The sequence below is a fragment of the Agromyces mangrovi genome (assembly GCF_030296695.1).
GTDB lineage: Bacteria > Actinomycetota > Actinomycetes > Actinomycetales > Microbacteriaceae > Agromyces > Agromyces mangrovi.
On the sequence record NZ_AP027737.1, the window covers coordinates 773,541 to 793,766 of the forward strand.

Below are 20,226 nucleotides of genomic sequence, written 5' to 3' on the forward strand. Positions count from 1 at the left end.
GCCTACTCGGTGGTGCGGATCACGTCGGTCGCGGAGAGGTCCGACGGGGTGGGGCGAGCGGATGCCCCGGGGTCGCGTCCGCCCTCCGGGCCGGGGCGCGCTCCGGCGACGACCGCCGCCACCGCACCCAGCGCCGCGGGCACGCCGACGAGCGCCGCGGTCGCCAGCGCGACCGGCCACCAGTCGGGCCCGACCTCTGCGAGCCGTCCGGGACCGACGGCACCCGACGACCACCACGCGAGCACGCCGAGCAGCACGCCCGCCACGACGCCCGCCGCCAGCCCCTCGCCGACAGTGACCGCGCCCGTCCAGAGCGCCGAGCGCGGAGCGGGTCGCTGCTCGGGCCGGCCGCTCGCGCGCCGTCGCCGTCGGGCGTCGACGCTGCGGTGCACGAAGTACCCCGCGGCGAAGCCGAGCAGCACCGGCACCAGCAGTGCGAGGTAGCCGAGGCCGGGGTCGAGCTTCGGGATCGCGCCCAGCACCGGCAGGCCGGGCACGGGGCCGAGCAGCGTGCCGCCGGGCGATACCGACGTGCCGGCACCCAGCGCGAAGCCGGGTCCCACGATCCACGACGCCGCCCAGGCGACGAGGTTCGGCAGCAGCGCGAGCTGGCCGATCGCCAGCGCGATGCCGCCGGGCACGTCCGCGCCGAGCGACTGCCAGAGGCCGGCCACGGTGGCGTAGTCGACCGCCAGGGCGACCGCGACGGCGACGGCCGCCGCCCCCACGATGCCGATCGCGGCCGCTGCGCCCGCGCGCAGCGCGACCCGCACGGCGTCGCGCCACGCCGGGTCGAGCGACACGAGCCGGCCGCGCACGACGCCCGTCGTCGCATCCGTGCCCCTGGCCCCGAGCCGAGCCGCCTCGATGCCCGCGCCGACCGCACCGCCCGCGACCACCAGCAGGCCCGGCACGATCGCGGCCTGCCAGGCCGACGGCACGACCCCGGGAACGCCCGCGGTGAGGGCGAACAGGGAGCCCGCCGCACCCGTGACGAGGGCCGTCGCGACCACGCCGCTCACGGCATGCCCTGCGGTCGCCGAGCGGCGCCCGACGTGCAGCCCGGCGCCGACCGTGAGCACCGAGAACCCCAGCAGCGCGATCGTGACGTCGAACGCCGCTGCCTCGCCCTCCACGCCGAGCGATGCGGCCACGACCGGATCGAGCTCGACCGCCAGGTCGACCCCGTTCCCGACGAGCCACGCGAGGGCCGCCGCACCCCAGTAGTCGAGCGGATCGGCGGCCATGCCCGTGCTGATCGCCCAGACCAGCGCGAGGGGCACGACCGCGAGCCCGATGCCGACGGCCGCGACGACGAGCGCCTCGAGGGCGGCCAGCAGGATGGTGGTGGATCGTGACATGCCGCGGTGAGCCTACCGGGCGCCGGCTCCCGTCACCGGCGCATCCGCCGACGCGTCGCCGGACCCGGGCTCGGCCGGCTCACCGGCATCCGCCTCGTCGTCGATCTCCTCGTCGTCGAGATCGCCGTCGACCGCGCGCTCGTCCGCTTCGGGCAAGCGCAGCAGTTCGAGCAGCGCCAGCAGCACCAGCACGATCACCACCGTGCCGATGACGAGGCCCACCGTGACCGGACGGGTGAACAGCACCCCGCCGGCGCCGATCACCAGCACCGCGATGCGCACGAGCAGTGCCTGCCGGTCGAGCCAGCGCCCGAAGCCGCCGGTCGAGACGCCGCGCGCGAGCGCTGCCCGGCGTACGCTGCCGAAGCCCGCGGCGCCGAGCGCCCGGATGCGGCCGGCCGTCTCGGACCCGCCGGAGAACCACGCGATGACCGCGACCGCGACGCCGAAGAGCGCGAGCGCGACGGCGGTCGCCGCCATGCGGTCGACGATCTGGTCGTAGACGGCCTCGGCCGCGCCGAGCGGCATGAGCGACGGGGAGACGCTCGCGAGGAAGTAGAGGCGCGCGATGCCGAAGCCGCCGGCGAGCAGTCCCAGCGAGAGCGCGAGGCCGGCGCCCGTCCAGACCAGCGTGCGCGGCCGGTTGCGGGCGGCGAGCACGCCGATCACGAGCAACCCGATCACGACCCAAGGCAGCCAGGTGCCGGCGGTCACGGCCAGCGCGTAGACGAGCTGCACCGTGATCAGGGCGTCGGCCTGCGCGATCACGATCGTGCGGTCGACCTCGGGGATCGACGCGGCGAAGCCGACGCCCGCGTCGACGAGGCGCTCCTTGACCTCGGCGATCACCGGCGCGAGCTGGATGCCGATCTGGCCCGCGTCGTCGATGGAGAGGGCCGCGTCGGGGTCGCCCTGCATCGCGGCGACCAGCTGGGTGTGGCTCGAGCGCAGCGCGGTCTGGAAGACGTCGGCGAACGCCTCGGACTCGACCAGGCGTTCGACCACGGTGCCGACGAGGTTCTCGATGCCCTGCACCGCCGGGCCCTCGAGCAGCGTGAGCGCCTGCTTGGCGGCGTCGGGGATCTCGAGGTCGCGGATGCCGTCGAACACCGACCCGGTGAGGCCGGCCACGTCCACCTGCTCGAGCACGACCGTGGTGGCCTGGTCGGCCACGTACGCCTGCACCGCTGGGTCCTCGGCCAGCGGGCCGAACGTGGCGACGAACTGGTCGGTGTCGACCAGCTGCGCGCGCGCCCACCCGCCCAGCACGGCGACCGGCGCGAGCACGATGCCCACGACCAGGAGGATCGCCGCGACCACCGCGCGCCCGCGACCGGAGCTGCGCCGGCGCTCGGGCGGCGCCGCGGGCGCCACGTCCTCGTCGATCGACGCGCGCAGCCGCGCGTTCTCCGCCTCGAGTTCCGCGATGCGCTCCGCGAGCGCGCGATCTGCTGCCGACGCCATCCCCACCCTCTTCCGTCGGGCCCAGACTAGCGAGGGCGCGCGCCGCGCCGCGCGTGCACGGTGTGCAATCTTCATGAGTATCCCTCATTTTGGGGTAGCGGACGGCGGCCCGACCGCAGTAGGCTTCGACCGTCGTGACCCGTCGGCAGATGGGCTTCCCCCGACACCCGTCGGGAGGCCACATCACTCGACCCCCTCCGGTGCCCCCACCCGGCCGCAGGATCACCCATCCGGCCTGCCCGGGCCGGGTGACGTTCCGCACCACCGGAGGCGACGATGCCCTCGTCCGAGTCCACCCCACGACCCATTCCACCCGGCACCGGCAGGCGCCGTGGAGCGCGGCGTCTCGCAGCAGCCGTCGCCGGGTTCGCCCTCATCGGCACCGCGTTCGTCGCGGGCCCCGCATTCGCGGCCCATCCGACCGTCAGCCTGACCGGCAGCGACTTCGAGATCGACGTCGATGCGAACCTCGTCACCGACGACGCGGATCCCTGGTTCGACTGGGACGAGGTCGACGAGACCCGCCAGCCCGACCTCGCCTCCGGCTCCGGCGACGACTCGTTCGGCCAGGGCTCGAAGGAGGACACCCAGGTGCCCGCGGTCGTCGACGGCAGCATCCCGCCGAACAAGAGCGACCTGCTGAACTTCGGCGCCTACCTCGAGGAGCCCGGGAGCGGCTCGTTCCTGCACCTCTTCTGGCACCGCGTCCAGGAGCCGAGCGGCACGACGAACATGGACTTCGAGTTCAACCAGTCCGACGAGGTCTCGGACAACGGCGTGACGCCCGTGCGCACCGAGGCCGACCTGCTCATCCAGTACGACCTCGCGCAGGGCGGCACCAACCCCGAGCTGTTCCTCGCCTACTGGCTGACCGACGCCGACTTCGACGGCATGGCCGTGAGCAAGAACGACTGCGTCTCGTCGAACAAGCTGCCGTGTTGGGGTCTCCGCTCCAGCCTGACGGCGTCGGGTGACGCGACGGGGTCGATCAACACCTCGGCGATCGCCGCGGGCAACTCCGACGGGCTCGGTGCCATCTCGCCGCGCACGTTCGGCGAGGCATCCGTCGACTTCTCCGCCATCGTCGGCAGCGACGAGTGCATCTCGTTCGGCAGCGCGTACCTGAAGAGCCGGTCCTCCGACTCGTTCACGGCCGCGCTGAAGGACTTCATCGCACCCGCCGACGTCGACCTGACGAACTGCGCCAAGGTGATCATCCGCAAGCAGACGGTGCCCGACGGCGACAGCACGTCGTTCGGATACACCACCGTCCTCGAGAGTCAGGACGACGGCACGAACCCACCGTTCAGCCTCTCCGACGACGGAGTGGAGACGATCGACAACGTGTTCTTCGGCGACGACCTCACGGTCACCGAGACGATGCCGCTGCCCACCGGATGGGCGCTCACGTCGATCGACTGCTCGGCGAGCACCGGGGTGACGCCCGACTCGACGAACATCGGCACCGGGGTCATCACGTTCGACCTCGACGACGCGAGCGACATCCTCGACTGCACGTACACCAACACGCTGCAGACGGGGTCGATCCTGATCGAGAAGACGCGAAAGCACGCCGCGGCCGACCCACCGTTGACCGACCCGCACGCGGGCGTGACCTTCACGGTGACCGGCGGTGACCTCACCGAGGGCATCGAGGCCGTCACCGGCGACGACGGCACCGTGTGCGTCGACGACCTCATCATCTCGAGCGTGGCCGGCGACTACACCGTCACCGAGACGGTGCCCGACGGGTACGTCAGCGACGACGACGAGCAGGACGTCACGGTGACGCTGGGCGACGGATGCGGCGGAGCCGACGACTCGAACACGGTGTCGTTCCACAACACGCCGCTCACCGACCTCACGGTGAGCGTCGACTCCCAGATCGACGGCGGCACGTTCTCGAGCATCGAGTGCGACGCGACCGTCGAGGAGCCGGACGACGCAGCGCCCGACATCCCGCTGTCGGACGAGATCGACGACCCGAGCGTCACGATCGAGGACCTGCTGCCCGGCACCTACACCTGCGTGGTCGTGATCGACCCGTGATCGGAAGGAGCAGCGACATCGATCGCGCGTGAGAGAACCGAGGGCCCCGCAGGCGTTGCCTGCGGGGCCCTCCTCGTACGCCCCCGGGACGATTCACCGGGTGCGGACGGTCCTACAGCGCCTCGTAGACCTCGCGCAGCAGCGTGGCGGTCTCGGAGGGGGTCTTGCCGACCTTGACGCCGGCGGCCTCGAGGGCCTCCTTCTTGGCCTGGGCGGTGCCGGCCGAGCCGGAGACGATGGCGCCCGCGTGGCCCATGGTCTTGCCCTCGGGCGCGGTGAAGCCGGCGACGTAGCCGACGACCGGCTTCGTCACGTTGGCCGCGATGAAGTCGGCCGCGCGCTCCTCGGCGTCACCGCCGATCTCGCCGATCATGACGATCGCCTTCGTCTCGGGGTCGGCCTCGAACGCGGCGAGCGCGTCGATGTGCGTGGTGCCGATGATCGGGTCGCCGCCGATGCCGATGGCGGTCGAGAACCCGAGGTCGCGCAGCTCGTACATCATCTGGTACGTGAGCGTGCCCGACTTGGAGACGAGGCCGATCGGGCCCTTGCCGGTGATCGTGGCCGGGGTGATGCCGACGAGCGACTCTCCCGGCGTGATGATGCCCGGGCAGTTCGGGCCGATGATGCGGGTCTGCTCGCCCTTGGCCTTGTTGTAGGCCCACGCCTCGGCGGTGTCCTGCACGGGCACGCCCTCGGTGATGACCACGAGCAGGCCGATGCCCGCGTCGATGGCCTCGATCATGGCGTCCTTGGTGAACGCGGGCGGCACGAACGCGATCGAGACGTCGGCGCCGGTCTCGGCCATGGCCTCGGCGACCGAGCCGTAGACGGGCAGCTCGACCGGGGCGCCCTCGGCGTCGTGGTGCAGCACCGTGGTGCCGGCCTTGCGCGCGTTCACGCCGCCGACGACCTGGGTGCCGGCCTTCAGCATGAGCGCGGTGTGCTTGGTGCCCTCGCCGCCGGTGATGCCCTGGACGATGACCTTGGAGTCCTTGTTGAGGAAGATCGACATGGTTTCGCGGTGTCCTGTTCTCTGTCGTCGAGTCCTAGGCGGCGTTGGCGAGCTCGGCGGCCTTGGCGGCGCCCTCGTCCATCGTCGCGGCGAGCGTGACCAGCGGGTGGTTCGCCTCGTTCAGGATGCGGCGACCCTCCTCGACGTTGTTGCCGTCGAGGCGCACGACCAGCGGCTTGTTCGCGGTCGAGCCGAGCTCGGCGAGCGCGCCCACGATGCCCTTGGCGACCGCGTCGCACGCGGTGATGCCGCCGAAGACGTTCACGAAGACCGCCTTGACCTGCGGGTCGCCGAGGATGACGTCGAGGCCGTTGGCCATGACCTCGGCCGAGGCGCCGCCGCCGATGTCGAGGAAGTTCGCCGGCTTCACGCCGCCGTGCTCCTCGCCCGCGTAGGCGACCACGTCGAGCGTCGACATGACGAGGCCCGCGCCGTTGCCGATGATGCCGACCTCGCCGTCGAGCTTCACGTAGTTGAGGTCCTGCGCCTTGGCCTTCGCCTCGAGGGGTCGGCCGCGGCCGCGTCCTCGAGCTCGGCGTGCATCGGGTGGCGGAACTCGGCGTTCTCGTCGAGCGAGACCTTGCCGTCGAGGGCGATGATGTCGCCCTCCTCGGTCAGCACGAGCGGGTTCACCTCGACGAGCGTGGCGTCCTCGCCGGTGTACACCTCGTAGAGCTTCACGAAGACCGGCGCGACCTTGTCGACGATCTCGGCGGGGAACTTCGCGGCGACCGCGATCGCCTTCGCGCCCTCGAGGTCGAGGCCCGTGTTCGGGTCGACCTCGATGCGAGCGAGCGCCTCGGGCTTCTCGACCGCGAGCTGCTCGATCTCCATGCCGCCCTCGAAGCTCGTGAGCGAGAGGTAGGAGCGGTTGGCGCGGTCGAGCAGCACGGAGAAGTAGTACTCCTCGGCGATGCGAGCGCCGCCGGCGACCATCACGCGCTGGACGACGTGGCCCTTGATGTCGAGCCCGAGGATCGCCTTCGCGGCCTCCTCCGCCTCGTCGGGGGTCTTCGCGACCTTGACGCCGCCGGCCTTGCCGCGGCCGCCGATCTTCACCTGGGCCTTGACGACGACCACGCCGCCGAGCTGCTCGGCAGCGGCGCGCACCTCCTCCGGGGTATCCGCGATGATGCCCGGCAGCACCGGCACCCCGTACTTCTCGAACACGTCTCTGGCCTGGTACTCGTAGAGATCCACGCTGTACTTCCTATCCGCTGGTCAACGCCTGCGTGGGGCTGGTGGGGTGAGCGGCCCATGCGCCTCGAGTGACTCGACGTCGAGAGGGTTTCGGGCCAGCCAGTAGCCTACCCCTCCCCCGACGGACAGCACGAAACGTGGGGACGCAGCCGCGCGCAACCGCTGCGTGCACGATGCGCAGCGGGCCTCACTCGAGGTCGATGTCGGGCAGCGGATGGCCGCTGTCTGGCACCGCCCTCGCATGGCCGTACGGCAGCGCGCGCTCGCCCAGGTCGGCCACGAACGCCTCGACGTCCGGGTCGTCGCTCCCATCGTCGATGCGGCGCGCGAGGATCTGGCTCGCCGGCCCGATCACCGCCCGCATCGTGCCGGTGCTGCCGTCGACGTCGACGATGGGCAGCTCCACGTGCGCTCCCTGGCGCGCACCCGCGGCGGACGCGGCGAAGTCGAACAACCCGACGACGGCGCGGTCGGCCATCATGAACGACGTTCCCCCATACCAGACCCGGTGCATACCGGCAGGTTGCCCCACTCGGACCGAGGAGCAAAGGGGTTGCGATCACGGGGTGGTCGCGGTACATGATGGGAGACGACCGTGCGCGGGGCGCGGTCCGATGGAGGTACCCGAACCCCATGGGCAAGCTCACCTACGACTCGACGCTCACGGTCGACTTCGACGACCGGGTGCTCGCGCACCTGCAGCTCGTCATCGGTGCGAAGCTCCGGCGGGGCGAGTCGTTCTACTTCTCGTGGCGCGACGACACGTCGATCGGCAACGGCCGGAGCGCACTCTGGATGCATCCGTCGATCTCGCTGCACTTCAAGTTCTCCGGCGGCCGGCCGCCGTCGATCAACCGCGCCTGGATCGACGCCCTGATGTCGACGGCGAACTCGTCGAGCGGCCTGCAGATCGTGCGCGAGCCCACCGGCAACGGCCCGGCCGAGGAGGCGAAGTGAAGCGGATCAACATCGCCTACGACGGCGCGGTCTACTCGATCGGCGAGCAGGAGTTCGCCGAGTACCGCGAGCGCATCATCGCCGCGCACGAGCACAACGAGCCGTTCTGGCTCCGCGTCAACTACGGCGAGGGCAGGCCGCAGCCGGCGGACCTGCTGATCGCGCCGGGCGTCCCCATCGCGCTCATCCCGATCGCACCGGGCATCGACGACCTCGACCACCCCGAGCCCGACCCGGAGGACCCGAGCGACCACGGGACCGCACCGGATGACGCGGACTGACGGCCCGCCCGCCGAGCCCGAGCACGGCGCCGACCCGCACTCGGGCGACGTCGCGTCGCGACTGAACTGGCTGCGCGCCGGCGTGCTCGGCGCGAACGACGGCATCGTCTCGGTCGCCGCCCTCGTGGTTGGCGTCGCGGCGGCCACGACCGACACCGCGGCGATCCTCATCGCGGGCGTCGCGGCGGTGCTCGCCGGCGCGATCTCGATGGGACTCGGCGAGTACGTGTCGGTGAACAGCCAGCGCGACACCGAGCGGGCCCTCATCGCGAAGGAGCGGTGGGAGCTCGAGCACATGCCCGAGCAGGAGCTCGCCGAACTGGCCGAGCTCTATCGGGCGAAGGGGCTCTCGGCCGAGACCGCCGATCGGGTCGCGCGCGAGCTCACCGAGCACGACGCGCTCGCGGCGCACCTCGAGGTCGAATTGCACATCGCGGAAGACGAGCTCACCAACCCGTGGCACGCGGCCGGCGCCTCGGCGCTCGCCTTCACCATCGGCGCCGTGCTGCCGATGCTGGCCATCCTGCTGCCGCCGCCGGAGTGGCGCATCCCGCTGACGTTCATCGCGGTCGTCGTCGCGCTCGCGATCACCGGGTGGCTCAGCGCCTGGATCGGCGGCAGCCCGCGGCTGCGCGCGATCCTCCGCGTCACGATCGGCGGAGCGCTCGCGCTCGCCGTCACCTACGCGATCGGCGCGCTGCTCGGCGTGAGCGTGGCCTGACCCGTCAGGGGTTCGCCGACAGCTTCTCGATCGGCGCGATCTTGATGAGCAGCTTCTTCTGCCCCGACGTGTCGAACGACACGTGCGCCACGCGCTTCGGCCCGATGCCCGTCACCTGCGTCACCCGGCCCTCGCCGAAGTCGGCGTGGCGGATTCGGTCGCCCGCCTCGAGCTCGAGGTCGCCGTTGTCGCGCACGGTCGCCGTGACGCGGTTCGTCCACTCGGTCTTCGCCTTGGTCGCCGACGCGATGCTGAAGCGGTCGCGTCGCTGCTGGTCGCGCGACTGCCGTGCGTTGAGCGCGCGCGGGCGCGTGCCGCCGCGCGAGGTCGCGTCGCCCGGCGACTGCCGCCAGTCGATGAGCCCGTCGGGGATCTCCTGCAGGTACCGGCTCGGCATGGCCACGGCGACCTCGCCGAACTGGGCGCGGCTCATCGCGAGCGAGAGGTACAGCCGCCGGCGGGCGCGCGTGATGCCCACGTAGAACAGGCGCCGCTCCTCGGCCGGGCCGCCGGGCTCGGTCGCCGACATCTGGTGCGGCAGCAGCCCCTCCTCGATGCCGGTGAGGAACACCGCGTGGTACTCGAGGCCCTTCGCGGTGTGCAGCGTCATGAGCGAGACCGTGCCCGACTCGTCGTCGATCTCGTCGGCGGCGGCCACGAGCGAGACCTGGGTGAGGAAGTCGAGCAGCGTCGCACCCGGGTTCTCGCGGTCGAAGTCGCGGGTCTGCGCGACGAGCTCCTCGACGTTCTCGGCGCGCGTCTCGTCCTGCGGGTCGCGGCTGCTGCGGAGCGTGTCGAGCAGCCCGCTGCCCGCCATGAGGTGCAGCAGCACGTCGGCGACCTTGGAGGGCCCGCTCTCGCGGGCCGGGTCAGCCAGCTCGGCGGCCTCGTCGAGCAGGTCGGCGAGCGCCGTGATCGCGCCGGTCACCTTCGGGCCGAGGCCCAGGCCGGATGCCACGCGCATCGCCTCGCGGAAGGTCATGCCGTTCTCGTCGGCGAAGTTCGCGAGCTGCGTCTCGGTGGCCGGCCCGATGCCGCGCTTGGGGGTGTTCAGGATGCGGCGGAGGGCGAGCTCGTCGAGCGGGTTGGCGACGGCGATGAGGTACGCCATCGCGTCCTTGATCTCGGCTCGCTCGTAGAACTTGGTGCCGCCGACCACGCGGTACGGCAGGGCCGACCGCACGAAGATCTCCTCCAGCGCACGGGTCTGGGCGTTGGTGCGGTAGAACACGGCGATGTCGCGGTAGGCGATGCCGGAGCGGTGCAGCGCGTCGATCTCGTCGGCGATGAACTGCGCCTCGTCGTGGGCGGTGTACCCGGTGTAGCCGACGATCTTCGCGCCGTCGCCGTCGGCCGTCCAGAGCTTCTTGTCCTTGCGGTCGAAGTTGTTGGAGATGACGGCGTTCGCGGCGGAGAGGATGTTCTGCGTCGACCGGTAGTTCTGCTCGAGCAGCACGACCTTCGCGCCGGGGAAGTCGCGCTCGAACTCGACGATGTTGCGGATGTCGGCGCCGCGGAACGCGTAGATCGACTGGTCGGAGTCGCCGACCACGGTGAGGCTCGCGCCCGGGATGCGTCCGTCGTCGTCGGCGAGCGCCCGCATGCGCACGCCGTGCGACTCGAGCTCGGCGACCACGTCGGGCTCGACGGGCCGGGTGAGCTCGCGGATGAGCGAGTACTGGGCGTGGTTGGTGTCCTGGTACTCGTCGACCAGGATGTGCCGGAACCGACGCTGGTAGAGCGCCGCGACCTTCGGGAAGGCGCGGAACAGGTAGACGGTCTCGGCGATGAGGTCGTCGAAGTCGAGCGCGCTCGCGTCGCGCAGGCGCCGGGTGTACTGCCGGAAGATGTCGAGGAACATCGCCTCCTGCGGGTCGTCGAGGTTCGCGTTGCGCGCGTACGACTCGACGTCGGCGAGCTCGTTCTTGAGCTTGGAGATCTTCGCGGCGGCGCCCGCGGGGGTGAACCCGAGGGTGTCGGCCGAGGTGTCCTTGATGATGCGCTTCAGGATCACCCGCTGGTCGGCGGAGTCGTAGATCGTGAAGGTCTTCGACAGCCCGATCGCCTCGGCCTCGCGGCGGAGGATGCGCACGCAGGCCGAGTGGAACGTCGAGATCCACATGCCGCCGGCTGCCTCGCCGAGCAGCGCCTCGACCCGCTCGCGCATCTCGGCCGCGGCCTTGTTCGTGAACGTGATCGCGAGGATCTGGCTCGGCCACGCCTCCTTCGTCTCGATCAGGCTGGCGACGCGGTGCGTGAGCACGCGCGTCTTGCCCGAGCCGGCGCCCGCGACGATGAGCAGCGCCTGCCCGCGGTACTCGACGGCCTCGCGCTGCTGCGGGTTGAGCCCCTCGAGCAGGTGGTCGGAGACGCGCGGGGCCTCGTCGGTCGCGGCTCCTCCGGCGCGCTCGCGCCAGCCGCCGGGTTCGTCGGGATCGAGGATCAAGGTCATGGCGGCTCAAGTCTAGGCGTGGCATCCGACGCCCGAGCGCGGCTAACCTGTGCGGCATGGAGACCCGGGACGAGGTCGACGCGGACACGCTGCGGCGGTTCCTGCTCGGCATCGCCGAGGGGCTGAACGCGGCGATGGAGTCGGTCGACCGGGTCGACGAGACGATGCGGGCGATCGCCTCGGCCTACGGCGCCGAGGACACCGACTTCGTGGTGCTGCCGACCGTGATCCTCGTGCAGTCGGGCCACGGCCGCACCGACCGGGTCGCGCTGCGCACCAGCCGCGCGACCGCGCTGCGCTTCGACCAGATCGCCGCGCTGTACGACCTCGTCGGTCGTGCGCGCCGCGGCGAGGTCGACCCCGCCACCGGCATCGACGAGCTGAACGCGATCGGCACGTCGCGGCCCCGCTACCCGTGGTTCGTGCGCGTGCTCGGCCACGCGGTGCTCACGGCCGGCCTGTCGATGCTGCTCACCCCGACCTGGCAGGGCGCGCTGATCGCGTTCGGGCTCGGCGCGGTGCTCGGCCTCGCCAAGCTCGTGCGCTCCCCCACCCTGGCGCTCGTGTTCCCCGTGGTCGCGGCGTTCGCCTCGGCGACCGTGGTGTTCCTGATCGCGCCGTACGTGCCGGTCGGCGACCCCATCGTGCTGCTCATCGCCCCGCTCGTGACGTTCCTGCCCGGCGGGGTCATCACGACCGCGACCATGGAGCTCGCCGCCGGCCAGATGATCGCGGGCGCGTCGCGGCTGGTCACCGGACTCGTGCAGCTCGCGCTGCTGGCCTTCGGCATCCTCGCCGCCGGCACCATGCTGGGCGTCGGCGACGCGAGCTACGTCGCCCTCGACGCGCCGAGCCGCTTCCCCTGGTGGGTGGCCGTGCTCGGCGTGCTGCTCATCGCCGTCGGCGACCTGCTGCACTTCTCGGCCCCCGGGCGCACGTTCGGCTGGGTGCTGCTCGCACTCTCCGTCGCGTACGCCGGGCAGGCGATCGGCGCCGGGATCGCCGGGCCGTCGGTGGGCGGCTTCCTCGGCGCGCTGGCGATGACGCCGCTCGTGCTGTGGATCTCGAGCCTGCGCATCGGGGCGCCCTCCCAGCTGCTCTTCCTGCCCGCGTTCTGGCTGCTGGTGCCGGGCGCGTCCGGGCTCGCGGGGCTCACCGAGGCGATCGGCACCACCGAGGGCCTGGCCGACTTCGCCTCCGCGCTCACGTCGATCATGGCGATCGCGCTCGGCGTGCTCATCGGCACCGCGGCGCACCGTGCCGCCCAGCGCGGCGTGCAGCAGGTGGCGAACCTCTACGTCGAGCCCGTCTCCCCCGAGGACGCGACGGACGACGACCGTCCCGCCTGGCTGCGCTGGCTGCCGCGCCGGCACTGACCGCCCCGGGCCGCCGCCGACCGTTCACGAGCCCGACACACGGATGCTGCGAGAATCCAGCGCATGCTCACCGTGACCGGCGCACGTGCCGTCCTCGAAGCCCCCGGAGTCGTCCGCGACGGCGACGTCCACGCCGACAACGCGGTGATCGCCGCGTCCCAGGTCGACGGCGCCGAGGTGCTCGACGCGACCGGCTGCGTCGTGACGCCCGGGCTCGTGAACGCCCACCACCACCTGCTGCAGTCGGCGTTCCGCACCCTGCCGGGCACGCGCAGCGTTCCCATGCGCGACTGGCTGCCCGCCATGGCGAGCGCATATGCCGCCGCGGGCATCGACCCCGACCTGGCGCGGGCCGCCGCGCGGGTCGGCGTCGCCGAAGGGCTGCTCTCGGGGGTCACGACCGTCGCCGACCACCACCTCACCTGGCCGATGGGCGTCGACGATGTCGGCGTCGCGACGGCGGTCGCCGACGCCGCCCACGCGCTCGGCGGACGCCTGGCGTTCGTGCGCGGCTCGGCCCGTGACGACCCCGAGACCGCCGCGGCCTCGGCCGACGCGGTCGCCGAGGCGCTCGTGCCCTGGCACGGCGGCGTCTCGGGTGACGGCATGCTGCAGGTCGCCGTCGGCCCGGCCGGCGTGCACAGCGACGTCGAGGCGACCTTCCGGCTCATGGGCGAGGTCGCCGCTCGGCGCGGACTGCGACGCCGCACGCAGTCGAACGAGCAGGTCGACGTCGAGGTCGCCGCCGAGCGCTACGGCCGCCGCCCGCTCGAACTGCTCGAGGAATGGGGCTGGCTCGCGCCCGACGTGACGCTCGCACACCTGTGCGACGTCGACGACGACGAGATCGGCCGCATCGCGGCATCCGGTGCCTCGGCCACGCACGCCCCGGGCTGCGACGTCGTCATGGGGTGGGGCGTCGCCCCGGTCGCACGGCTCCGCGAGGCGGGCATCGCGGTCGGGCTCGGCACCTCGGGCGGCGGATCCAACGACGCGGGCCACCTGCTCGCCGACGCGCGCCTCGCGATGCAGGTCTCGGGGCTGCGCGGCCCCGCGCTCGCCGCCGCCGACGTGCTGGCGATGGCGACCGCGGGCTCCGCCGACGGACTCGGGCGACCCGAGCTCGGCCGACTCACGCCGGGCTCGGCCGCCGACCTGTGCGTCTGGGACGTCTCGGGCGTCGCGGACGCGGGCGTCGCCGACCCGGTCGCCGGGCTGCTCTGGGCGGCGCCGGGGCGCCGTCCGCGCCACGTGGTCGTCGCGGGGCGGGTCGTGGTGCGCGACGGCGTGCTCGTCACGGGCGACGAGCCGGAGATCGTCGCCGCACTGCGCGAGCGGGTCGGTCGTTAGAGGTCGAGCACCAGCTTCGGGCAGGCCGAGCGCGAGCAGCAGATCATCATGCGGTCGTTCGCCCCCTGCTCCTCGTGGGTGAGGATCGAGTCGCGGTGGTCGACCTCGCCCTCGAGCACGGGCGTCTCGCACGTGCCGCAGGTGCCCTCGCGGCACGACGAGATCACGAACGCGTCGGTCTCCTCCTCGATCACGTCGAGGATCGACCGCTCGGGCGGCACGGTCACCGTCACCCCGCTCGCCGCGAGCTCGACCTCGAAGGACTCGTGCAGCACGGGCTCGCCCTGCTCGCGCGCCTCGAACCGCTCCACGTGCAGCGTGCCCGGCGCCCAGGACGCCGACCGCGCCTCGAGCTCGTCGAGCAGGCCGTGCGGGCCGCACGCGAAGACCAGCTCGCCCGGCTCGGGCGCCACCGTCGCGAGGTCCATCCGGCCCGCGGCATCCGATGCGTGCACCCGCACCCGCTCGCCGAAGCCCGCGAGCTCGTCGAGGAACGCCAGGCCGCTCGCGCTCCGGCCGCAGTAGTCCAGGGTCCAGGGGGTGCCGGATGCCTCGGCCGCGGCCAGCATCGGCAGCAGCGGCGTGATCCCGATGCCGCCGGCGATGAAGCGGTAGGCGGGGGCATCCGTCATCGCGAAGTGGTTCCACGGGCCGCGGGCGCGCACGGCGGCGCCGTCGACGAGGTGCTCGTGCGCCCACGCCGAGCCGCCCCGGCCGTCCTCCTCGCGCAGCACGGCGATGCGCCAGGCGCCGTCGTCGGCGGGATCGCCGCAGAGCGAGTACTGGCGCACCAGGTCGTCGCTCGCGAGCAGGTCCACGTGCGCGCCGGGCCGCCAGGCGGGGAAGGGCAGGCCGCCGACGCGGGCGAGCTCGACGACCGCGACCCGGTCGACGGGATCGGTGCGGCGACGCACCACGACGTCGAACTCGGGGGCGGCGTCCATGCGGTCAGTCGTCCTCTCGTGCGGGCGCGGAACCCTTGATGTACAGGATGCGGAACGGCCGGCCGTCGCCCGAGCGCCAGCGGTGACGCGTGCCGCCCGGGTAGTAGATGGTGGTGCCCGCAGGCATGGTGATCGCGCGCTCGGCGATCTGCACCTCGGCGACGCCGTCGAGCACGTAGCAGAACTCCTCCTCGGGGTGCACGAAGTACTCCCCGAACACGGTGTTGTCGGCGGTGATCTCCATCGGGGTGAAGCCGTCGGGGCGTCCCGAGAACGCGCGCACCGACCCCTCGGCGTAGGTGCGGCCCGTCGTACCGCCGCCCGCGTCGACGACGACACCGTCGTCGCCGGGCAACTCGTCGGCACGTCCCGCGCGCGCGATCTCGGCGAACAGCTCGAACTGCGTGGTCGAGAGCGCCGTGGCGATGCGGTCGAGCGAGGTGAAGCTGGGGCGCGCGCGGCCGTTCTCGACCTGGCTGAGGAAGGGGTGCGAGAGGCCGGAGCGCTCCGAGAGCTGCACGAGCGTGAGGCCGCGGTCGCGTCGGAGGGCGCGGATGCGACCACCGAGCAGCTCGGCCTGGTCGAGCGTCGCGTCCGTCGGCATCGGCTCCGTTCCTCTCGCTCATCGGGCGCTTTCCCCGGACCGAAATCCTCGGGAAACACGGTCGAAACGACCCATCCCTATCGTCGTCGATGTTGACAGTATCAACATTTCCGCACCGCTCGACGACGCGCGGCCCGCCACGTACCGAAGGTCATCGAGTGCACCCCCAGCCCGTCTCCCTGCTGCGCAACGCCCGACTCGCGACGGGCGAGCTGCGCGATGTCGCGCTCGACGGGGCGGTCGTGGCCGACGTGCTCCCGGCGGGCTCCGGGTCCGCCGCCGGCGCCGCGCTCGACCTCCGCGGGGCCCTCCTGCTCCCCGCCGGCGCCGAGCCGCACGCGCACCTCGACAAGGCGTACACGTGGGACGCGATCGAGCCGCCGTTCGGCGACCTGGTCGGCGCGATCGAGAGCTTCCACGCCTTCCAGGAGCAGATCACCGAGGACGACATCCTCGACCGCGCCCGCCGCGCCGCGCTCCGGCTGCTCGCCAACGGCACCACCGCGATCCGCAGCCACGTGAACCTCCTCCCCGGCGAGCGCCCGTTCCGCGGCGTCGACGCGATGGTGCGGCTGCGCACCGAACTCGACGGGCTGCTCGACCTCGAGCTCGTCGCGCTGCCGCCCGTCGGCATGGACGACGCGACGATCGAGGCGGCCCTCGACCGCGGGCTCGACCTGGTCGGCGGCGCCCCGCACCTCGACCCTGCCCCCGACGCCGACGTGCAGCGCCTCGTCGCCCTCGCCGAGCGCCGCGGCATCGGCATCGACCTGCACACCGACGAGTCGCTCGACGGCCCGGTGACCATCACGGGCTTCGCCGCCGCCGTGCGCGACTGGCCCGCCGACCGCGTGCGCACCGCCGGCCACAGCGTGCGGCTCGGCACGCTCGGCGCCGACGACCTGCGCGAGGCGGTCGACGCCGTCGTGGCAGCCGGCATCGGCGTCGTCGGCCTGCCGATCACGAACCTCTACCTGCAGGGCTGGGAGCACCCCGTGTCGACCCCGCGCGGCATCACCGCGCTGCGCGCGCTCATCGATGCCGGCGCGATCGTCGGGGCCGGCGCCGACAACGTGCGCGACCCGTTCAACCCGATCGGCCGCAGCGACCCGTTCGAGACCGCCGCGCTGCTCGTCGCCGCCGGCCACCTCGGGCTCGAGGAGTCGTGGGACCTCGTCTCCACCGGCGCCAGGCGCGTCATGGGCCTGCCCGAGGCGGGGCCGACCCCGGCGCCGCCGCCGAGTTCGTCGCGGTCCCCGCGTCGAGCGTGGGCGAGGCGATCGCCGAGGCCCCGGCCACCCGCACCGTCATCCACCGCGGACGCGTCGTCGCCCGCAGCACCGTCGCACAGACCATCGCCACGCCGGGGGCAGTCCCGGCGGGCTCCCTCGAGGAAAGGGGTGAGCGCCGACATGGCCATCACCGAACCCGCCACCACGACCACGGAGACGAGCACGCTGCTCGACTTCCGCGACGTGCAGCTCACCTATCCGAACGGCACCGTCGCGCTCTCGGGCGTCGACCTCACGGTCGAGCGCGGCGAGTTCGTCACCGTGGTCGGGCCGAGCGGATGCGGCAAGTCGACGTTGCTGCGCATCGCATCGGGGCTCGAGCAGGCGTCGCAGGGCGTCGCCTCGGTCGCGACCGACCGCGTCGGCTACGTCTTCCAGGATGCGACGCTGCTGCCCTGGCGCGACGTGCAGTCGAACGTGGAGCTGCTCGCCGAGCTGCAGTGGCAGACGAAGGCCGAGCGCCGCGCGAAGGCGAAGCAGGCGATCGACCTCGTCGGCCTCACCGGCTTCGAGCAGCACCTGCCCCGCCAGCTCTCGGGCGGCATGCGCATGCGCACCTCGCTCGCCCGCTCGCTCACGCTCGACCCCGAGCTGTTCCTCTTCGACGAGCCGTTCGGCGCGCTCGACGAGATCACCCGCGAGTACCTGAACGACGAGCTGCTGAAGCTGTTCGCCGCGCAGCGGTTCGGCGGGCTGTTCATCACCCACTCGGTCTCCGAGGCGGTCTACCTCTCGACCCGGGTCATCGTGATGTCGGGGCGGCCGGGCCGCATCGTCGAGTCGTTCGACGTGCCGTTCCCGATGCCGCGCGACCCCGAGATCCGCTACACCGCCGAGTACGCCGCCCTGGTCGGCGAGGTCTCGCACGCACTCCGGGAAGGACACGGCGCATGAGCAACGACACCGAGCAGGCCCGGGCGCAGGCCCCGGCGGAGGCGCAGGCCACCACCGATGAGCTGGCCGAGGAGGTCCCCACGCCCGAGGTCGTCGAGCACGAGCTCTCGCCCGACACCGCCGCACCGGTGCCGCTGCGTCGTCGCCGCTCGCGCGGCTTCGCGACCTGGGGCCCGCCGCTCGCGGTCGCCGCGCTCATCATCGGCCTCTGGTACTTCGTCGGCGCGGTCATCCTCGACCCGTCGAAGTCGTACCTGCTGCCGCCGCCGCACGACGTCATCGCAACCTACTTCGACCCGAACCTCGGGCCGGAGATGTTCGAGGCGCTCTGGAACAGCGCGGTGGTCGCGCTCACGGGCCTCGCCATCGCGATCGTGCTCGGCGTCGTCTGGGCGATCGCGATGAACCAGGCGAAGTGGATCGAACGCTCGCTCTACCCGTACGCCGTGATCCTCCAGACCATCCCGATCCTCGCCCTCGTGCCGCTCATCGGCTTCTGGTTCGGGTTCGACTTCACGGCGCGCGTCATCGTCGCCGTGCTGATCGCGCTGTTCCCGATGGTGTCGAACACCCTGTTCGGCCTCCAGTCGGTCGACGCGGGCCAGCGCGAGCTGTTCACCCTCCAGCGGGCCAACCGCTGGACGGTGCTCAAGAAGCTGCAGTTCCCGGCGGCGCTCCCGGCCATCTTCGCCGGCATGCGCATCTCGGCCGGGCTCGCGGTCGTCGGCGCCATCGTCGGCGACTTCTTCTTCCAGCGCGGCACGCCCGGCATCGGTGCGTTGATCTCGAAGTACCAGGCCCGCCTCAACGCGGATCCCCTGTTCGCCTCGATCATCCTCGCGTCGCTGTTCGGCGTCGTCGTGTTCTGGTTCTTCGGCTGGCTCGGCAAGCGGGTCGTCGGCAAGTGGTACGACTTCGCCTGACCGACCGGCCGGATCCACCGGGGTGCACGCATCGCTCGTCGCCCCGGCGCACCACCTCACCATCGCACCATCACCGCACCATCCACCAAGAGGAGAACCCATGCGCAAGCACACGTCCCGGGCGGCCGTCGCCGTCGGCTTCATGGCCGGCACGCTCGCCCTCGCCTCGTGCGCGTCGACCGGCGACGCGGGCTCGGAGGACACCGGCTCCGACGAGATGACGATCGGCTCGATCGACCTCGCCGCGGCCGGCTGCCCCGCCGACATCCGCATCCAGACCGACTGGAACCCCGAGTCGGAGCACGGCCACCTGTACGAGCTCGTCGGGCCCGACCCCGAGATCGACGACTCGATCAAGTCGGTCACCGGCCCGCTCTACGCGTCCGGCGAGTACACCGGCGTCGACGTGACCATCCTCGCGGGCGGCCCGGCGACCGGCTTCACGCAGCCGAACGCGCAGATGTACAACGACGACTCGATCTTCATGGCGTACGTCGGCACCGACGAGGCGATCGCCCACGCGGGCGACCTGCCCACCGTCGGCGTCTTCGCGCCGCTGGAGAAGGACCCGCAGATGATCATGTGGGACCCGGAGACGTACCCCGACGTCGACGGCATCGCGGGCCTCGGCGAGGAGGGCGTGACGGTCCGCGTCTTCCCGGGCGGCACCTACATCGACTACTTCGTCGGCGTGGGCATCCTGTCGGAGGACCAGATCGACTCGACCTACGACGGCCTGCCCGCCGTGTTCGTGTCGGAGGACGGCGCCATCTCGCAGCAGGGCTTCGCCTCGGCCGAGCCGTTCATCTACGAGAACGAGGTCCCCGAGTGGGGCAAGCCGGTCTCGTACGAGCTGATCAACGACGCGGGCTACCCGAAGTACGCGGCCGTGATGTCGCTGCGTCCGGACGACGTCACCGAGTACAGCGACTGCCTCACCGAGCTCGTGCCGGTGCTGCAGCAGGCCGAGCTCGACTTCTTCGACGACCCGACCGAGACCAACGAGCTCATCCTCGAGCTGGTCGACGCGTACGACACCGGCTGGGTCTACTCGGCCGAGGTCGCGGAGTACTCGGTCGCGACGCTCCAGGCGGAGCTCGTCGGCAACGGTCCCGACGACACGCTGGGCAACCTCGACGAGGCCCGCGTGCAGGAGCTGTTCGACATCGTGGTGCCGATCTACACCGAGCAGGGCTTCGAGATCCCCGAGGACCTGAACGCTGAGGACATCTACACCAACGAGTTCATCGACGAGTCGATCGGGTTCTGATCGATTCGCGCGGCGGTCCGGCTCCGGCCGGGCCGCCGCGCCCGTTCCCACCCACCCTTCCCCGCATCTGGAG

General features: G+C 72.1%; 16 protein-coding genes and 1 pseudogene. 9 read left to right on the forward strand and 8 right to left on the reverse strand.

Going from position 1 to position 20,226, the window contains the following annotated elements; all coding sequences use genetic code 11:
• Positions 1-2 precede the first annotated feature (2 nt).
• Together QUE38_RS03660 and QUE38_RS03665 are read right to left on the reverse strand one after the other, a co-directional pair.
• Positions 3-1,361, reverse strand: coding sequence for a cell division protein PerM (locus QUE38_RS03660; protein WP_286310264.1), 1,359 nt, complete (start codon positions 1,359-1,361; stop codon positions 3-5).
• Between the two features lie 12 nt (positions 1,362-1,373).
• On the reverse strand, positions 1,374-2,825 hold the full coding sequence (locus tag QUE38_RS03665; RefSeq protein ID WP_286310265.1) for a hypothetical protein: 1,452 nt from the start codon (positions 2,823-2,825) through the stop codon (positions 1,374-1,376).
• A 276-nt stretch (positions 2,826-3,101) separates the two neighbouring features.
• Between QUE38_RS03665 and QUE38_RS03670 the strand changes: the two genes are divergently transcribed.
• Entirely contained in the window at positions 3,102-4,874 is a 1,773-nt protein-coding gene (locus tag QUE38_RS03670) for a prealbumin-like fold domain-containing protein (RefSeq protein ID WP_286310266.1), read from the forward strand.
• Between the two features lie 112 nt (positions 4,875-4,986).
• On the opposite strand, the gene sucD is transcribed toward QUE38_RS03670, so the two are convergent.
• From sucD to QUE38_RS03685, 3 genes and pseudogenes are all read right to left on the reverse strand, one after another.
• Complete coding sequence (gene sucD, locus QUE38_RS03675) at positions 4,987-5,889, reverse strand: succinate--CoA ligase subunit alpha (protein ID WP_286310267.1); 903 nt, start codon at positions 5,887-5,889, stop codon at positions 4,987-4,989.
• Positions 5,890-5,923: 34 nt separating this feature from the next.
• A pseudogene (gene sucC, locus QUE38_RS03680) lies at positions 5,924-7,089 on the reverse strand (ADP-forming succinate--CoA ligase subunit beta).
• A 187-nt stretch (positions 7,090-7,276) separates the two neighbouring features.
• Positions 7,277-7,570, reverse strand: coding sequence for a hypothetical protein (locus QUE38_RS03685; protein ID WP_286310268.1), 294 nt, complete (start codon positions 7,568-7,570; stop codon positions 7,277-7,279).
• Between the two features lie 152 nt (positions 7,571-7,722).
• Between QUE38_RS03685 and QUE38_RS03690 the strand changes: the two genes are divergently transcribed.
• From QUE38_RS03690 to QUE38_RS03700, 3 genes are read left to right on the forward strand one after another with little or no spacing between them, the layout of a single operon-like run.
• On the forward strand, positions 7,723-8,046 hold the full coding sequence (locus QUE38_RS03690; protein WP_286310269.1) for a DUF7882 family protein: 324 nt from the start codon (positions 7,723-7,725) through the stop codon (positions 8,044-8,046).
• Positions 8,043-8,327: a hypothetical protein gene (locus QUE38_RS03695; protein ID WP_286310270.1), complete on the forward strand. Its 285-nt coding sequence runs from the start codon at positions 8,043-8,045 to the stop codon at positions 8,325-8,327. Before QUE38_RS03690 ends, QUE38_RS03695 begins: the two co-directional genes overlap by 4 nt.
• On the forward strand, positions 8,314-9,048 hold the full coding sequence (locus QUE38_RS03700; RefSeq protein WP_286310271.1) for a VIT1/CCC1 transporter family protein: 735 nt from the start codon (positions 8,314-8,316) through the stop codon (positions 9,046-9,048). Before QUE38_RS03695 ends, QUE38_RS03700 begins: the two co-directional genes overlap by 14 nt.
• Before the next feature lie 4 nt (positions 9,049-9,052).
• Here the strand turns inward: QUE38_RS03700 and QUE38_RS03705 are convergent, their stop codons facing one another.
• Complete coding sequence (locus QUE38_RS03705) at positions 9,053-11,500, reverse strand: ATP-dependent helicase (RefSeq protein ID WP_286310272.1); 2,448 nt, start codon at positions 11,498-11,500, stop codon at positions 9,053-9,055.
• Positions 11,501-11,556: 56 nt separating this feature from the next.
• Between QUE38_RS03705 and QUE38_RS03710 the strand changes: the two genes are divergently transcribed.
• Together QUE38_RS03710 and QUE38_RS03715 are read left to right on the forward strand one after the other, a co-directional pair.
• Positions 11,557-12,876, forward strand: a complete 1,320-nt coding sequence (locus QUE38_RS03710) for a threonine/serine exporter family protein (protein WP_286310273.1) — start codon at positions 11,557-11,559, stop codon at positions 12,874-12,876.
• 63 nt (positions 12,877-12,939) lie between these two features.
• Positions 12,940-14,226, forward strand: coding sequence for an amidohydrolase family protein (locus QUE38_RS03715; protein WP_286310274.1), 1,287 nt, complete (start codon positions 12,940-12,942; stop codon positions 14,224-14,226).
• Here the strand turns inward: QUE38_RS03715 and QUE38_RS03720 are convergent.
• Together QUE38_RS03720 and QUE38_RS03725 are read right to left on the reverse strand one after the other, a co-directional pair.
• Complete coding sequence (locus QUE38_RS03720; protein WP_286310275.1) at positions 14,223-15,170, reverse strand: PDR/VanB family oxidoreductase; 948 nt, start codon at positions 15,168-15,170, stop codon at positions 14,223-14,225. The genes QUE38_RS03715 and QUE38_RS03720 overlap by 4 nt on opposite strands.
• A 4-nt stretch (positions 15,171-15,174) precedes the next feature.
• Positions 15,175-15,774 (reverse strand): helix-turn-helix domain-containing protein, encoded by a 600-nt coding sequence (locus tag QUE38_RS03725; RefSeq protein WP_286310276.1) that lies wholly within the window; start codon positions 15,772-15,774, stop codon positions 15,175-15,177.
• Between the two features lie 158 nt (positions 15,775-15,932).
• On the opposite strand from QUE38_RS03725, the gene QUE38_RS03730 reads away from it, so the two are divergent.
• From QUE38_RS03730 to QUE38_RS03740, 3 genes are all read left to right on the forward strand, one after another.
• Positions 15,933-17,960 (forward strand): ATP-binding cassette domain-containing protein, encoded by a 2,028-nt coding sequence (locus tag QUE38_RS03730; protein WP_286310277.1) that lies wholly within the window; start codon positions 15,933-15,935, stop codon positions 17,958-17,960.
• Entirely contained in the window at positions 17,957-18,883 is a 927-nt protein-coding gene (locus QUE38_RS03735) for an ABC transporter permease (protein ID WP_286310278.1), read from the forward strand. The genes QUE38_RS03730 and QUE38_RS03735 overlap by 4 nt, the downstream gene beginning before the upstream one ends.
• A 100-nt stretch (positions 18,884-18,983) precedes the next feature.
• A complete protein-coding gene (locus QUE38_RS03740; protein ID WP_286310279.1) occupies positions 18,984-20,153 on the forward strand; it encodes an ABC transporter substrate-binding protein in 1,170 nt (389 codons plus the stop codon).
• The last annotated feature ends 73 nt before the right edge of the window (positions 20,154-20,226 follow it).

Bases quoted from the DNA above. Each gene is read 5' to 3' on its own strand.
- QUE38_RS03715 (WP_286310274.1), top strand. From the start codon at position 12,940: ATGCTCACCGTGACCGGCGCACGTGCCGTCCTCGAAGCCCCCGGAGTC.
- QUE38_RS03690 (WP_286310269.1), top strand. From the start codon at position 7,723: ATGGGCAAGCTCACCTACGACTCGACGCTCACGGTCGACTTCGACGAC.
- QUE38_RS03740 (WP_286310279.1), top strand. From the start codon at position 18,984: ATGCGCAAGCACACGTCCCGGGCGGCCGTCGCCGTCGGCTTCATGGCC.
- QUE38_RS03710 (WP_286310273.1), top strand. From the start codon at position 11,557: ATGGAGACCCGGGACGAGGTCGACGCGGACACGCTGCGGCGGTTCCTG.
- QUE38_RS03725 (WP_286310276.1), bottom strand. From the start codon at position 15,774: ATGCCGACGGACGCGACGCTCGACCAGGCCGAGCTGCTCGGTGGTCGC.
- QUE38_RS03665 (WP_286310265.1), bottom strand. From the start codon at position 2,825: ATGGCGTCGGCAGCAGATCGCGCGCTCGCGGAGCGCATCGCGGAACTC.
- QUE38_RS03705 (WP_286310272.1), bottom strand. From the start codon at position 11,500: ATGACCTTGATCCTCGATCCCGACGAACCCGGCGGCTGGCGCGAGCGC.
- QUE38_RS03685 (WP_286310268.1), bottom strand. From the start codon at position 7,570: ATGATGGCCGACCGCGCCGTCGTCGGGTTGTTCGACTTCGCCGCGTCC.
- QUE38_RS03700 (WP_286310271.1), top strand. From the start codon at position 8,314: ATGACGCGGACTGACGGCCCGCCCGCCGAGCCCGAGCACGGCGCCGAC.
- sucD (WP_286310267.1), bottom strand. From the start codon at position 5,889: ATGTCGATCTTCCTCAACAAGGACTCCAAGGTCATCGTCCAGGGCATC.
- QUE38_RS03660 (WP_286310264.1), bottom strand. From the start codon at position 1,361: ATGTCACGATCCACCACCATCCTGCTGGCCGCCCTCGAGGCGCTCGTC.
- QUE38_RS03670 (WP_286310266.1), top strand. From the start codon at position 3,102: ATGCCCTCGTCCGAGTCCACCCCACGACCCATTCCACCCGGCACCGGC.
- QUE38_RS03720 (WP_286310275.1), bottom strand. From the start codon at position 15,170: ATGGACGCCGCCCCCGAGTTCGACGTCGTGGTGCGTCGCCGCACCGAT.
- QUE38_RS03735 (WP_286310278.1), top strand. From the start codon at position 17,957: ATGAGCAACGACACCGAGCAGGCCCGGGCGCAGGCCCCGGCGGAGGCG.